Genomic DNA, 14,494 nt, shown 5'->3' on the forward strand with positions numbered 1-14,494 from the left:
GAATAAGGCTTAAAGGGGCATTATTTCTAGGCTGAATTTTATGAAAATATAATCATTTTCATTTTATCTATTTTTTGGGAGCTATAAGTTTAAAATAGAGAGGAAAAGCAGTATTCTTAAAGATAGAGTTTTTTTAACATAAGTAGGAGGGTTTATTCGTGAGCAACTTATTTACAACAGTAAAAGAAAAAGTTCAAGGAAAAGGCATTTCTATCGTACTTCCTGAAGGAACTGATGAAAGAATTCTAGGCGCTGCAGAGCGTTTAGCAAAAGAAGAGTTAGTACAACCAATCTTAGTTGGTAATAAAGAAGAAATTAGCGCAAAAGCTGCTAGCATGAATTTAACATTAGCGGGCGTTGATATTTATGACCCAGCTACATACGAAGAAATGGATGCAATGGTAGCATCTTTCGTTGAACGCCGTAAAGGTAAAGCAACTGAAGAAGACGCTCGCAAAATCCTTAAAGACGAAAACTACTTTGGTACAATGCTTGTATACATGGGCAAAGCACACGGTTTAGTAAGTGGTGCAGCTCACTCTACAGCTGATACAGTTCGTCCAGCACTTCAAATTATTAAAACAAAACCAGGTGTTACAAAAACTTCTGGCGTATTCATCATGGTACGTGAAGAAGAGAAATATGTATTCGCTGATTGCGCAATTAACATTGCACCAAACAGCCAAGATTTAGCTGAAATTGGTATCGAGAGTGCGAAAACTGCTGAACTATTCGGTATTGATCCACGCGTTGCTATGTTAAGCTTCTCTACAAAAGGTTCTGCGAAATCTCCAGAAACAGAAAAAGTTGTAGAAGCAACTCGCATTGCAAAAGAAATGGCTCCAGAATTAACTTTAGATGGAGAATTCCAATTCGATGCTGCATTCGTACCATCTGTAGCTGAGAAAAAAGCTCCAGGTTCTACAATTAAAGGTGATGCTAACGTATTCGTATTCCCAAGCTTAGAAGCTGGTAATATTGGCTACAAAATCGCTCAACGTTTAGGTAACTTCGAAGCAGTAGGACCAATCTTACAAGGTTTAAACATGCCTGTAAATGACCTATCTCGTGGATGTAACGAAGAAGAAGTGTACAAGTTAGCTTTAATTACAGCAGCTCAAGCACTTTAATTTTATAATGAATTGAAATAAAGACCGTCGCTATAATAGCGACGGTCTTTATTTTTCTAAGCCAAGTGCTTTATTGTTACGATCAATAATACGTTGTAAATTCGTCTCATATAAAGGTATTTCATCTATTGTTAATTGAGATGGTGTTAACTTTGGAGCGAATTGTTGCAATGTTTTTAAAAGGCGCATCATTAAATCTTGTACTGTAATGGTTTCGCCAAGTAATTCTGAAAGTGAAGCCATCGTGCTCGGTACAATTTCAGGGTACGTAAAGCGTGTTTCTTCTCCTTGAATGGCTAGGTTGTAGAAATCACGAACGAGTGCGGCACGTTCAGAGCCACTTCCTGTAGCACATAGATAAATTTGGACAGCGACACCGCCGCGAATACGGCGCTGTGAAATGCCAGCGAATTTTTGATCGCGAATACTTAAATCGTAGCTACCAGGACAGTAAGAACCAACAATTTCTTTTGCTTCGATTGTAACATCGTAATCGCGTAACATTTCCTTAATTAAATGCCACATTGTATCGTATCCAAGGTCAATATCGATACCTTTTTCCGTCTCTTGGAATAAAAGCGATACATTTAAAACACCTTCATCCAGTACGACTGCAAGTCCGCCAGAATTACGAACGATAACATGGAAGTTGTTTTCCTTTAAAAAGGAAATACCTTCTTCTAAGTGTGGTAGGCGTGAATCTTGAATGCCAAGAACAATTGTATTGTGATGAACCCAAGAACGCATTGTTGCAGCTGATTGACCGTTTCCAATGCTTGTGCATAATGTGTCATCCATTGCGAATGACTGCAATGCATGGAATGTTGGACCCAAACTAGATTGATCTACAATACGCCACTCTGGCTGAGATAAAATGGAACGGGAATTGCTCATATAACTAACCCCTTATCTTTAAAATGACAATCTCTATTATAGCAAAAAATAACGAAATTAGTTTTTGAGAGGGAACCTTACTGAATTGTAAGGTTGTTGTAAGGAAAGTGAATTGGTTAAACGAGCTACGATGGTTAAACTAAGAGATGCAATTATGATTTTGGGAGGCATACAAATGAAAAAAGTTAAATTAGGACTTGTAGCGATTATGTCAGCAGCCGTATTTAGTGGCTGTTCTATTATGGATATGATTGCGCCCCAAGCAAAGGGCGTTGTTATGTACGGAGATGAAACAGGCGTTCAAAAAACAATGGATCAATATAAAGATAAATTTGAATCCCAAAGTAAATTTGAAGCAAAACTCGGTACTGTCAATGAGAAAAAGGTTTTAATTATGAATAAAACAACAGCTGAAAAAATGGTAAAAGAAAACATGCTGAAAAAGGTAGTAAAAGAAGATGTGGAACCAATTAAAGCATTGCCATCTGTTTCAGATGAAGTGGGAATCGTATTCGCTAAAGAGGAACAAAAAGATGTAGTAATTGATGGAAAGAAAATGAAATATGAAGGTAATGTAGTAATCGGTGATGCGCGTAAATATACAGATATGTATGCAGTTGTTAGTGATGCTGAATATACAAAGATAAATGAACCGGTAAAAACGATTGGATTAGCAGCCTTTAAAGAAAATCCAAAGGAAAAGATTTTCCCAGATATAAAGAGAGGTTCTAACGTAGAAGAAGTGCATATGGTTGAGGTGAAGTAACAAAAAAAGGATGCATGCAATGCATCCTTTTTATTCTGCAATTTTTTCTAAATTACCGTTTCGATCCATTCGGAAAGATGTTTGAGAACGTTCCTCGTCATCCATAACTGCCAACTTACGAGCGCGGTTCATAATATTCATAAGTGTTTCGTAATCTTCTTGTACAGTATGAGATTGTTTTTCTAATTTTTCTAGTTTCTTTTCTAGTTCTTCATTTCGAAGGATTTGTGATTTGATTTCTTGTTTCAATCTCGTATTCTCGTTTTCAAGAGCTGTCACTTTTATATTTGAAGATCCGACTGTTTGTAAAAAATAAATAACATCTTGCATTGTCATAGAGCTTTTTGCAGCAGGAACAGTAGATTCTTGATATGGAATAGCTTCTTTATATTGTACAATTGCTTCCTCTTGTACGAATTCTTCATAATCAGTTATCGCCTCTGAAGCTGGTGGTGTATAAAGTAAACGTTTTTTCGCTTGTTCACCGCTTGCAGCACGCATTTTATCCTTACGATGTTTTTTTGCTAGTTGAAGAGCTTGTTCATAACTATAGCGAACAACAGCGTTCCAACGGAAACCACAGGCAGCCGATGTACGATTTAATTGATCTCCTACTTCTTCAAATGCATTTAATTGAGTACTTCCTTCTCGAACGTGACGAAGTACAGTTTCAGCAAGTAATAAATCATCCTCATCTGTCCAAGCATCTTGTCTTACTTTCATAGATTCAACTCCCTTTCTTTTTATGAACTTCCTATTTTTATAATGGGCAAAAAAAGGAGCTTTTATACAAAGCTTTTAAAAATATAGTAGATTTCGATGAAAGGTATAAAGTGAAACTTTAATCAGTGGGGGTTTTCTTCATCCCCCACTGATTATTAGTCTTCACCAATCGGACTTTTATGGGCAGCCCGACCCCCACCTAGATTCTTTGCTTTCGCTGAATTTTGAGGTGGGAGTCTTACTACCCGTTAAAGCGGGATAAATTTTGCCAAGAATGAGGGGAACTTCTGTAGGAGAACATATAAATATGAAGCATTATATGAGGAAAGAGCTTTATAGGGAAACTTGCAACGAGCTTCAAAGAGCGGTAAAATACCATTTAGTGTTTATTTTTAAATGTACTTGAGAAAAGTTTAAAATAGAGGAAGTGTTATATAATGGGAAACGAATTTCGTGTGTGTGATGATTGTCAGGCAACGAACGTTAAAACGTTAATTCCGAAGTTAAAAAAAGTAGATTCATGTGCAAAAATTGAAGTTGCATGTCAGTCTTACTGTGGTCCTGGTCGTAAAAAATCATTTGCATTTGTAAATAACCGTCCAGTTGCGGCTCCAACAGAAGACGAATTAATTGTAAAAATTGAAGCAAAGTTAAATAAGTAAGGAAAAGAAGAGTGAACAGATTACTCTTCTTTTTTTATGCCCAGAAGAGGAAGGATTTATTCTGAGAAAGCTTAATTGGTGATGATAATAGGTAATGATATATAGGTATTATCTATTTATTAAGGTCTCGGCCTATATGAATTTGTATTTCAAAATAATAGTTGACAGTCTTTGGAAGCGATAGGTAGAATAGAAGGTGTCTGATTCTGAGAATCATTATCAAGAAAAGGTTGATTCGCTTATTTTTTTATTACTATTTGAGAATAGATTTCATTTCATTAAATATATGTTGTTGGTTAGGATGGTTGAGGGATGGAAGCGAGCGCAAGGAGTATAGAACAGCAAGATGTGAATGTTAAAGAGATTAAGAGCAGACCGCTCATTGCTTCTATTATTTTAATAGTAGGTACAATTTTGTTAGCTTTAAGCATGGCAGTTTCTATGTCGTTTGGTGCTGCAGATATTAGTTTAAAGACTGTATGGCAAGCTGTGTTTCAGTTTGACGGTTCTATTACGCATCATAACGTAATTCAAGAACTTCGCATGCCTAGAGCGATAGGGGGCGTAGTTGCAGGTGCCTTTTTAGCAGTATCAGGGGCAATTATGCAAGGTATGACGCGAAATCCACTTGCATCCCCATCGTTAATGGGGATTACAGATGGGGCTGTATTTGGAATTGCAATTATGTATGCATTCTTCCCTAATTCACCTTATTTAATGTTCGTTATTGCATCGTTTATTGGTGCTGCGTTTGGAGCGAGCATTGTATATGGAATTGGATCTTCTTCACCAGGTGGATTAACGCCTGTGAAATTAGCTTTAGCAGGTGCAGCAATTAGTGCTTTATTAGGGGCCATTTCATCTGGAATTGCGCTATATTTCAACCTTGCCCAAGAGGTGAGTATGTGGAATGCAGGCGGAGTTGCTGGTGTGAAATGGGAAAGTATTAATATGTTAGTACCGATTGGTCTTGTTTGTCTTTTTATTGCAATTATAATGTCGAGGTATATTACAATTTTAAGCTTCGGTGAAGAAATTGCGATTGGGCTTGGTCAAAATACGACATTAATTAAATTTATCGGAACAGTACTTGTTCTTGTGTTAACAGGTTCTGCAGTTTCTATGGCGGGATCGGTTGGATTTGTTGGTCTTGTAATCCCGCATATGACTCGTTTCCTTGTAGGCTCAGACTATAGATGGGTTATTCCATGTTCTGCGGTCTTAGGCGGACTGTTAATTGAATGTGCAGATATGTTATCTCGCGTTATTAATCCGCCGTTTGAAACGCCAATTGGAGCAATTACAGCGCTAATTGGGGTTCCATTCTTCCTCTACTTAGCACGTAACGAAGGGAGAGGGAAAATGTGAGGACAAGTGTCTTAACAAAAAAGAACGTTTCGGTTTTAACAATTTTAGTAGGATTAATCGTTACTGTATTTTTAGTAAGTTTAAATACAGGTACATTTAAAATACAGGTACATTTAAAATACCACCAATGGACGTATTAAAGTCATTGGTTGGACTTGGGGCTGAAGATCAGTCTGTTATTTTATTTGAATTCCGTATGCCACGTATGGTTATTGCTATATTAGTTGGATCTGCTTTAGCAATGTCAGGTGCGATTTTGCAAGGGTTATCACGAAATCCACTTGCTGATCCAGGTATTATCGGTATTAACGCTGGAGCGGGATTAACAGTTGTTATCTTCGTCTACTTTTTCTTCGGTAAAGTTGGGACTGGTACATTTTTATCTGTGTTTATCCTTCCATTCTTCGCGTTAGTTGGTGCGATATTAGCAGCAGTTATCATTTATTTACTAGCATGGAAAGACGGCGTGTCATCAACGAGATTAATACTTGTCGGTATCGCTGTTGCAGCTGGATTTGGTGCTGTTAGTTTAATTTTTTCTATGAAGATGACGTCTAACGATTTCCGTTTTGCGACGATTTGGTTAGCAGGAAGTTTGTGGGGCACAGATTGGAAGTTCGTACTAAGTGTACTTTCATGGATGATTATTTTCTTGCCACTTGCTATTAGTAAGGCGCACATATTAAATGTAATGAACCTAGGCGACTCTACAGCTGTTGGCCTTGGTTTAAATGTAGAAAAAGAAAGACGTAAATTATTATTTATTGCAGTTTGTTTAGCTGGTGCATCTGTCGCTGTTGCCGGAGGAATTGGTTTTATCGGCTTAATGGCTCCGCATTTAGCGAGGTGCCTTGTTGGTGGTAAACATCAAATTATGCTGCCTACCGCTGCACTAATAGGGACGTTTTTACTTTTATTCGCAGACGTAATTTCAAGAAGTGTGTTAACAACTTCAGAAATACCGGTCGGTCTTGTTATTTCTGTAATTGGTGCACCGTATTTTATATACTTACTTATGAGGACAAAATAAAGGGAGGCTTTTTGTATGGCAACTTTAGCAGTTGATGCGGTATCTGTTGGCTATAATGAAGGGTTAATTATTGATGGATTAACAGTTGAAATTCCGGAAGGGAAAATTACAACAATTATTGGACCGAATGGTTGTGGAAAGTCCACATTATTAAAAACGGCTTCTCGTATTTTGAAGGCGAAAAAAGGTACTGTTTATCTTGACGGAAAAGCAATTGAGAAACAACCAACGAAAGAAATCGCAAAGAAAATGGCAATTTTACCACAGACTGCAGAAGTGCCAACTGGCCTTACTGTGTTTGAGCTTGTTTCATATGGACGCTTTCCTCATCAAAAAGGATTTGGAACGTTGAAAGAAGAGGATTATCGTTACATTCATTGGGCACTTGAAGTGACGGGAATGACAGAATTCGCAAATCGTCCAGCAGAGGCGTTATCAGGTGGACAACGTCAACGCGTATGGATTGCGATGGCTCTTGCACAAGGAACAGAATTACTAGTATTAGATGAACCGACGACGTACTTAGATATGGCGCATCAATTAGAAGTATTAAACTTATTGAAAAAGTTAAATGAAGAAGAAGGTAGAACGATTGTTATGGTTATCCATGACTTAAACCATGCTTCTCGTTTCTCAGATCATATGATTGCATTAAAAGCGGGTAAGTTAATGAAACAAGGAACGCCAGATGAAGTGATGACGAGTGAAACACTTCGTAACGTATTTGAGATTGAAGCTCAAATCGTTCCATGTCCAGTAAACTGTAAACCAATTTGTTTAACATATGATTTAGCGATGATTAGTAATCAATTGCGTAAAAAAGCATAAGTAGAATCCCCCTCGTAAAGAGGGGGGCTTCTAATGGACGTTGAGCTTCTTATTAGTAAATAGGAAGTTGAACACCCGTTAGAACGGGGCATAAGCAACAATTAATCGATATATATTTATTAATTGTTAATCTTGTTTCTTATAGTTCATTGTAACTTATAAGAGAAATACAGCTAGAAGGAGTGGGAACATGAAGAATTTTAAAATGGCACTATTAGCAATGGTACTAGTCGTTACTTCTGTACTATTTGCAGCTTGTTCTAACAAAGAAGAAGAGAAGAAAGCAGATGCGAAGGATGCGAAAACTGAAGAGCGCACTGTACAACACGCAAAAGGGGAAATTAAAATCCCTGCAAATCCAAAGAAAATTGCTGACCTTAGTGGTTCAACAGAAGAATTATTAATTTTTGGTATGAAACCAATTATTACTGCTAATACATCTCAAGAAAAAATTGATGCACATATTGAAAAGAAATTAAAAGACGTAAAACCAGTTGGCTCTGCTTGGGGCGATAAAATTAACATCGAAGCAGTAGCTGCTGCAAAACCAGACTTAATTCTTGTAAACAATCGTCAAGAAAAGATCTATGATCAATTATCTAAAATTGCACCAACAGTTATGTTAAAAACTCCATTAGACCAATGGCGTCCAAAATTCGAAGAAGTAGGTCAAATCTTCGGTAAAGAGAAAGAAACAAAAGAATGGTTCAAACAGTATGAAGAAAAAGCAAGCAAATTACATGACAAAATCGTTGCGAAAACTGGAGATGCAACATTCATGAAAATGGCTGCATATCCAAATGCTTTCCGTGTATACGGTGACTACGGTTACGGTAGCGTAATCTTTAATGACTTGAAATTACCAGCAGTTAAAGGTACACCAACGGATAAACCATTAGTACAAGTACAAAAAGAAGCTTTAATCGATTATAACCCAGATTACCTATTTGTATTTACAACTGGTGACGGTTCTCAGCGTCTAAAAGAATTCCAAGAAGAATCAATTTGGAAAAACATGAACGCTGTTAAAAATAACCACGTATTTACAATTAAAAACGAAGACTTAAACAAAGGTTACTTCCCTCTAGGTAAAGAAATGATCTTAGATGAAGTTGCTGAATTCGTTTTAGGTAAATAATGTATAAAGAAAAAATCACTTTTACTTCGGTAAAAGTGATTTTTTCTTTATATAAGGGCAATTAATATAGTCTTTCATTTCTTTCTGTTTCCTATTTCGTTTATAATATATAGTAAGAATGCAGTAAAGAAAGGGGGATGTCGGAAGGTGGTATATTTAAACGACAAACTCAGCGAAACAAAAGTGTTTAAAGACCCGGTACATAAATATGTGCACGTACGCGATCGTGTTATTTGGGATTTAATCGGAACGAAAGAATTTCAACGCTTGCGCCGTATTAAGCAGCTTGGAACGACATTTTTTACATTTCACGGTGCAGAGCATAGTCGCTTTACTCATTCGTTAGGTGTATATGAAATTATTCGTCGTATGATTGATGATGTGTTTGATGGCAGACCGAACTGGAATGCTGAAGATAGATTGTTATGTTTATGTGCGTCATTACTTCATGATGTCGGTCACGGCCCATTTTCTCACTCGTTTGAAAAGGTATTTTCATTAGATCATGAGAAATTTACGCAAAAAATTATCGTTGGAGATACGGAAATTAACCGTGTATTAAGCCGCGTGGATAAAGACTTTCCGCAAAAGGTGGCCGATGTAATCGCAAAAACATCTACTAATAAATTAGCGATTAGTATGATTTCCAGTCAAATTGATGCAGATCGTATGGACTATTTATTAAGAGATGCGTATTTCACTGGCGTAAAGTATGGAAACTTTGATATGGAACGTATACTACGTGTCATGCGTCCGTATGGGAATCAAGTAGTCATTAAAAATAGTGGTATGCATGCTGTTGAGCATTATATTATGAGTCGTTATCAAATGTATTGGCAAGTATATTTCCACCCGGTAACGCGCAGTGCCGAAGTCATTTTAACGAAGATTTTACACCGTGCAAAATCATTGCACGAGAAGTATTATACATTTAAAAATCATCCGGTTCATTTCTATTCTTTATTTGAAGAAGAAGTAACAGTAGAGGATTATTTAAAGTTAGACGAGAACGTTATGTATTATTACTTCCAAGTATGGCAAGACGAAGAAGATCCAATTTTAAGTGATTTATGCCGCCGTTTTATGAATCGAAACCTATTTAAATACGTAGAGTTTACAGATAAGCACGGTTTAGATAATTGGATGGAATTAAGTAGCTTATTCAAAAAAATTGGACTTGATCCAGAATACTATTTAGTAGTTGATTCAACATCAGACTTACCGTACGATTTTTACCGTGCTGGTGAAGAAGAAGAGCGTTTACCAATCTTACTTCTTATGCCAAATGGGGAGCTTAGAGAGCTTTCACGTGAATCGGATATTGTTGAGGCGATTACTGGTAAGAAGAGAAGGGATCAAAAATTATTCTATCCGCATGATTTAATCTATGAAGATGGAAGAAAAGGAAAATATAAAGAGAGAATCATCGAGTTACTAGAAGGAAAAAAATAAGAAGCAGCTAAGAGCTGCTTCTTATGAAAGAACTTGAAATTATTTGTCGCTTAAGCGTTTTCCGCCAACTGCATAATGGTTTTTAGACATTTCTTCGATGAAAACAACAATGTTTTCTTCAGGAGCACCAGTTGTTTCGCTTACTGCTGCTGTTACTTTCTCAGCAAGAGCTTTCTTTTGTTCCTCTGTGCGTCCTTCTAGCATTTTCACTGTTACGTATGGCATATATAATCGCTCCTTTTATGTAAGTTACACTCTTATTATAGCGGATTATAGGGAAGAACAATCGAAAAAACAAATATTTTCTTTTTTTGACATATTGAAGAGGAGATGAAGCATGGATCAGTTATTTAGATATCCGTTGCACCAAATTCCGTTGGTAGCAATGGCCATTATTATTGCATTATCAGTGCATGAATTTGCGCATGCATATGTTGCATATAAATTTGGAGACGATACAGCAAAGAAGCAAGGCCGTTTAACATTATCACCGATGGCACACTTAGATCCTATCGGGATGATTGCTGTATTAATTCTTGGTTTTGGTTGGGCAAGACCGGTACCAGTTAATCCGTATAATTTTAAAAGACCGCGTCTTGCAGGAATATTAGTTTCTATTGCGGGACCAATTAGTAACTTAATTTTAAGCGCAATCGGTTTAATTATTTGGTATAGCTTATTAAAATTTGGCGTATTGTACTCAATCCCATCTGCAGTAGCAGATACATTAGCTCAATTTTTCCAGATTTTTATTATGTTGAATATCGTTTTACTTGTCTTTAACTTATTACCAATTCCACCACTTGATGGATATCGCGTAGTGGAGGATTTAGCACCAGCAAATATTCGTGCGAAAATGACACAGTATGAAAAGTATGGAGCGATAGCGTTATTAATTCTTGTTATTACACCGCTTAGCAATTACACAATCCAGCCTATTTTTAATGTTGTTATTCCGTATGTATTAATATTTTTACAGAATATCATTGCGCCTATTTTCGGCCTTTAAACGAGGAGGAGCTTACATATGACAGAGAAAAAGAAAAAAATCGGTTTTAATATCGTGAAAAATGATTCAACGGATGGACATGGTGGTTTTGGTGTTGGAGCATTAAGTCTAGAAAATATTTCACCTGTATTTGTCGATGTACTAGAGAAAACAGCATTTGTTGATATCGGTGCAATGCATGCACGTAGTACAGTCGAGAAGGGTATTAAGTTTTTAACAAATAAAGATGAAGTTCCAAACGGAAAACCATTTTGGCTTGTTTGGGTAACGATTGAAAGAACGGCGACAGGAGCTTATTATGCAGGTGTAACAGCTTGTGAAATGACAGTTGACCGTGAAATTCGCCGCGGATATAAATCACTTCCAGAGCACGTAAACAAAATGGATAAATCAATGAAGCGTCAAATTATGGTTGACCATATGGATGAATCATCTAAAAAAGTACTTGGTACGTTCTTGAAAGAACATAATGAAGCGATTTGGAACGAATCTAGTGAAGAATTGCGCCGTGCATTATTAAGTGAATAAAAAATAGCTGACGGATGCCCGTCAGCTATTTTTTTTTACCAAGGAAGATATTTTTTCCACCAACTTGTTTTTTTCTTTTCCTCAGTTGTCTTTTCAAATTCTTCTTTATCATCAACATGATCCATACAATATTCAGTTGGTTCTGTACCTTTTGCGAAATACATTCTAACTGAAATGGGACAGTTTTTTGTAGCGATTTTTCCGTTTTCAGGGTTAATATCGACTGCAACGACGTCATTTGGTTGTTTAAACTCTTTTTTAGGTTGTCCATCTAAGCCTTTTTCCATCGTATCGGTCCATATTCTTTTTGCATATCCTTGTTCTGCTACATTTGAAATCGATTTGGGTTGATCGTATCCAACCCATACACCCGTTACGATTTGTGGGGTAAATCCAATCATCCAGCTATCCGTTTCAGTAGAACCAGACTTTCCAGCATATGTTCTTGATAACTTTGATAACATCGATTGACCAGTTACAGCAGCATAACTGCTTAGTTTTTTATTAAACATACCCGTCATCATTTCTTCCATCACAAACGCTTTGCTCCTATCAAGAACTTGCTTACTCTCTAAATGAGCATCGTATAACATATTTCCTTCATGGTCCATAATGCGGCGAATAAACATTGGTTTTACTTCTTTTCCACCGTTTGCGAACATGCTATAAGCGTTAACCATTTCAATTGGTTTTACAGGAGATGTACCGAGAGCAAGAGACGGAACATCTTTTAATGCGGTAGTAATACCGAATTGCTTCGCTGTTTTTGTAAGAATGTCTTCGCCTAAAAATAAATTGGTCTTCACGGCGTATACGTTATCAGAGACCGCAAGAGCTTGCGCCATTGTTACAAAATCGTCTGCATAATAGTCTTTATAGTTTTTCGGTTTATACTTTGAAACACCGTCACCTAAAGTGAACACAGTATATTCGCTTTTTAAGCGCGTAGCAGGGGTGAATCCTCGTTCTAATGCCGCGTAATACAGGAATGGCTTAAATGTAGATCCAGGCTGGCGAGCGGCTTGTGTAGCCCTGTTAAATTGACTCGTATTATAATCAGTTCCACCAACAAGGGCAGCTACTTCACCTGTTTTTGGATTCATAGAGACGAGCGCTGTTTGTATGTTTGTTGTGTCAGGTATGTGATCTTTTACAGCTTGCTCTGCGACCGATTGTAATTTAGGGTCTAGCGTTGTATAAATACGCAAACCACCTTTTTGTAATGCTTGTTCATCTAATCCGATATCACGCAGAAGAGAAGCTTGTACAGCATCTTGGAAATAAGGCGCAATCTCTGCTACTTTTTTCGTATCTAATGAGGCAAAGGTTAATGGCTCTTTTTTCGCTGACGTTGCTTGTTTCTTCGTAATATAACCTTGTTCTACCATTTCGTCTAATATGAGAGATTGTCGTCCTTTCGCACGATCCTCTTTTAAAAAGGGAGAGTAGACGCTAGGTCCTTTCGGAATACCTGCGAGCATACTAGCTTCCGCTAATGTTAATTCTTTTGCTGTTTTATCGAAATATAGACGAGACGCAGCTTCGATTCCGTAAGCGCCATGCCCGTAATAAATTGTATTTAAATATCCTTCTAAAATATGATTTTTATTATAGTTCACTTCAAGGCGAATTGTGTACATCGCTTCTAATAGTTTACGTTTCCACGTTTTATCATGATCTAAGTATAGGTTACGAGCATACTGTTGTGTAATCGTACTAGCACCTTGGACTTTTGCCATCGCTTTTAAATCGGCAACAATAGCGCCAGCAATACGTTTCATATCAAAACCATGATGTTTGTAGAATCGTTGATCTTCGATAGATAGTGTCGCCTCTTTTACATAAGGAGAGATTTCATTGAGAGATACATTGTAACGTTTTTGCATTTCATTACTTTGTCCGATAACAGTGTCATCATTAGCGTAAAAGACACTCGTTTGCGGGACGGCAACAGGAGGAGGTCCCATAATTTTTGCAACTATAATAATAACAAAAAAGGAAAAAACGAAAAAAAGAACAGAAGAAAACATTACGGTGAAGAAAAGACGTTTATATTTTTTAAGTTTCGGATTCATAGTTTGATCCATCTTTTTCAGCCCCTCAATACTAATACAAACATTATTGTATTAGTATTGAGGGTTTTCGGTTATTTTAAACAATGAAATTTCGAAAACAAAAAGCTCCTTTAATTAAGAAAGGAGCTCAAAGGCACGTGCTGGCCAATCGGTAATAATGACATCTACGCCGTAGTCAATCATAGTCTGTAAATCGTTGTATTCGTTAATTGTATAAGGGCGGAAAGCGTACCCTTGATTTTGTGCAAATTGGACAAATTCTTTTGTTAATAATCGAAAGTTTGGGTGTAAACCAGTTGCGTTTCTATTTTTTGCTTCAGCAATCGGATCAGCAAGTGGTGTATCATATAAAATTGCTCTTGGGATTTCAGGAGCTATTTCTGCTAGTAATGAAACAGAGCCGTGGTTAAATGATGAGAATACAATTTGATTAGATAGATGATATTCGCGAACGAGAGCGACAACTTTTTCTTCAATGTTTGGATAGTGAATGACATCTGTTTTTAACTCAATGTTGAGTTGTAACTTTGTTGTAGATAGCCAAATGAATACTTCGCGTAACGTTGGGATTTTTGCTTCATGGAAAGAAGGATCTTTATGGCTGCCAGCATCTAAAGCTTGTAATTCCGCTACCGTTTTTTCAGAAACAAGACCTATGCCATTTGTTGTACGATCTACTGTTTCGTCGTGAATCACGACAAGCTCACCATCTTTTGATAGGTGGACATCAAGTTCAATGCCATGGGCACCAATACGTTCTGCTTCTTGGAAGGCAATCATCGTGTTTTCTGGATGTGTTCCTTTTACCCCGCGATGAGCGAAAATAAGTGGTTTATTCATAGGGAAATCTCCTTATCGTTTCTTTTCTTTCATTATGAAACTGCTTTTGGA

At 37.0% G+C, this 14,494-nt stretch carries 14 protein-coding genes and 1 pseudogene; 10 read left to right on the forward strand and 5 right to left on the reverse strand.

The window, feature by feature from the left end; all coding sequences use genetic code 11:
* Positions 1–158: 158 nt before the first annotated feature.
* Positions 159–1,130 (forward strand): phosphate acetyltransferase, encoded by a 972-nt coding sequence (gene pta / locus PDL00_RS21185; protein ID WP_000067226.1) that lies wholly within the window; start codon positions 159–161, stop codon positions 1,128–1,130.
* 48 nt (positions 1,131–1,178) lie between these two features.
* On the opposite strand, the gene PDL00_RS21190 is transcribed toward pta, so the two are convergent.
* Positions 1,179–2,024, reverse strand: a complete 846-nt coding sequence (locus tag PDL00_RS21190) for a lipoate--protein ligase family protein (RefSeq protein ID WP_242254427.1) — start codon at positions 2,022–2,024, stop codon at positions 1,179–1,181.
* 175 nt (positions 2,025–2,199) lie between these two features.
* Here PDL00_RS21190 and PDL00_RS21195 point away from each other — a divergent pair, with 175 nt between their 5' ends.
* Positions 2,200–2,790: a lipoprotein BA_5634 family protein gene (locus tag PDL00_RS21195; RefSeq protein ID WP_270731026.1), complete on the forward strand. Its 591-nt coding sequence runs from the start codon at positions 2,200–2,202 to the stop codon at positions 2,788–2,790.
* A gap of 30 nt (positions 2,791–2,820) precedes the next feature.
* Here the strand turns inward: PDL00_RS21195 and PDL00_RS21200 are convergent, their stop codons facing one another.
* Complete coding sequence (locus PDL00_RS21200; RefSeq protein ID WP_242254428.1) at positions 2,821–3,513, reverse strand: RsfA family transcriptional regulator; 693 nt, start codon at positions 3,511–3,513, stop codon at positions 2,821–2,823.
* 437 nt (positions 3,514–3,950) lie between these two features.
* On the opposite strand from PDL00_RS21200, the gene PDL00_RS21205 reads away from it, so the two are divergent.
* The 6 genes and pseudogenes from PDL00_RS21205 to PDL00_RS21230 all read left to right on the forward strand — a co-directional run bounded on the left by PDL00_RS21205 (position 3,951) and on the right by PDL00_RS21230 (position 9,991).
* Complete coding sequence (locus PDL00_RS21205) at positions 3,951–4,175, forward strand: DUF1450 domain-containing protein (RefSeq protein WP_073517724.1); 225 nt, start codon at positions 3,951–3,953, stop codon at positions 4,173–4,175.
* A gap of 312 nt (positions 4,176–4,487) precedes the next feature.
* Entirely contained in the window at positions 4,488–5,543 is a 1,056-nt protein-coding gene (locus PDL00_RS21210; protein ID WP_270731030.1) for a FecCD family ABC transporter permease, read from the forward strand.
* Positions 5,540–6,573: pseudogene (locus tag PDL00_RS21215) on the forward strand (FecCD family ABC transporter permease). Before PDL00_RS21210 ends, PDL00_RS21215 begins: the two are co-directional and overlap by 4 nt.
* A 15-nt stretch (positions 6,574–6,588) precedes the next feature.
* On the forward strand, positions 6,589–7,401 hold the full coding sequence (locus PDL00_RS21220) for an ABC transporter ATP-binding protein (protein WP_000212060.1): 813 nt from the start codon (positions 6,589–6,591) through the stop codon (positions 7,399–7,401).
* Positions 7,402–7,591: 190 nt separating this feature from the next.
* A complete protein-coding gene (locus PDL00_RS21225) occupies positions 7,592–8,539 on the forward strand; it encodes an ABC transporter substrate-binding protein (protein WP_000787719.1) in 948 nt (315 codons plus the stop codon).
* 147 nt (positions 8,540–8,686) lie between these two features.
* The gene (locus PDL00_RS21230) at positions 8,687–9,991 is read left to right on the forward strand and encodes an HD domain-containing protein (protein ID WP_000262748.1); all 1,305 of its coding nucleotides are present in this window, start codon (positions 8,687–8,689) and stop codon (positions 9,989–9,991) included.
* 39 nt (positions 9,992–10,030) lie between these two features.
* On the opposite strand, the gene PDL00_RS21235 is transcribed toward PDL00_RS21230, so the two are convergent.
* Positions 10,031–10,216: a 2-hydroxymuconate tautomerase gene (locus PDL00_RS21235; protein WP_001147171.1), complete on the reverse strand. Its 186-nt coding sequence runs from the start codon at positions 10,214–10,216 to the stop codon at positions 10,031–10,033.
* 112 nt (positions 10,217–10,328) lie between these two features.
* On the opposite strand from PDL00_RS21235, the gene PDL00_RS21240 reads away from it, so the two are divergent.
* Together PDL00_RS21240 and PDL00_RS21245 are read left to right on the forward strand one after the other, a co-directional pair.
* Positions 10,329–11,000, forward strand: a complete 672-nt coding sequence (locus PDL00_RS21240; protein WP_097817113.1) for a site-2 protease family protein — start codon at positions 10,329–10,331, stop codon at positions 10,998–11,000.
* Positions 11,001–11,018: 18 nt separating this feature from the next.
* Positions 11,019–11,528: a YwhD family protein gene (locus PDL00_RS21245; protein WP_270731033.1), complete on the forward strand. Its 510-nt coding sequence runs from the start codon at positions 11,019–11,021 to the stop codon at positions 11,526–11,528.
* 35 nt (positions 11,529–11,563) lie between these two features.
* Here PDL00_RS21245 and PDL00_RS21250 read toward each other — a convergent pair whose 3' ends face one another.
* Together PDL00_RS21250 and PDL00_RS21255 are read right to left on the reverse strand one after the other, a co-directional pair.
* Positions 11,564–13,615 carry a transglycosylase domain-containing protein gene (locus tag PDL00_RS21250; protein WP_242254432.1) on the reverse strand — a complete coding sequence of 684 codons (2,052 nt, stop codon included), beginning with the start codon at positions 13,613–13,615 and terminating at the stop codon, positions 11,564–11,566.
* Between the two features lie 102 nt (positions 13,616–13,717).
* A complete protein-coding gene (locus PDL00_RS21255; RefSeq protein ID WP_088023417.1) occupies positions 13,718–14,443 on the reverse strand; it encodes a glycerophosphodiester phosphodiesterase in 726 nt (241 codons plus the stop codon).
* Between the last annotated feature and the right edge of the window lie 51 nt (positions 14,444–14,494).

It is taken from the genome of Bacillus cereus group sp. TH152-1LC, from assembly GCF_027710505.1.
Taxonomy (GTDB): domain Bacteria; phylum Bacillota; class Bacilli; order Bacillales; family Bacillaceae_G; genus Bacillus_A; species Bacillus_A mobilis.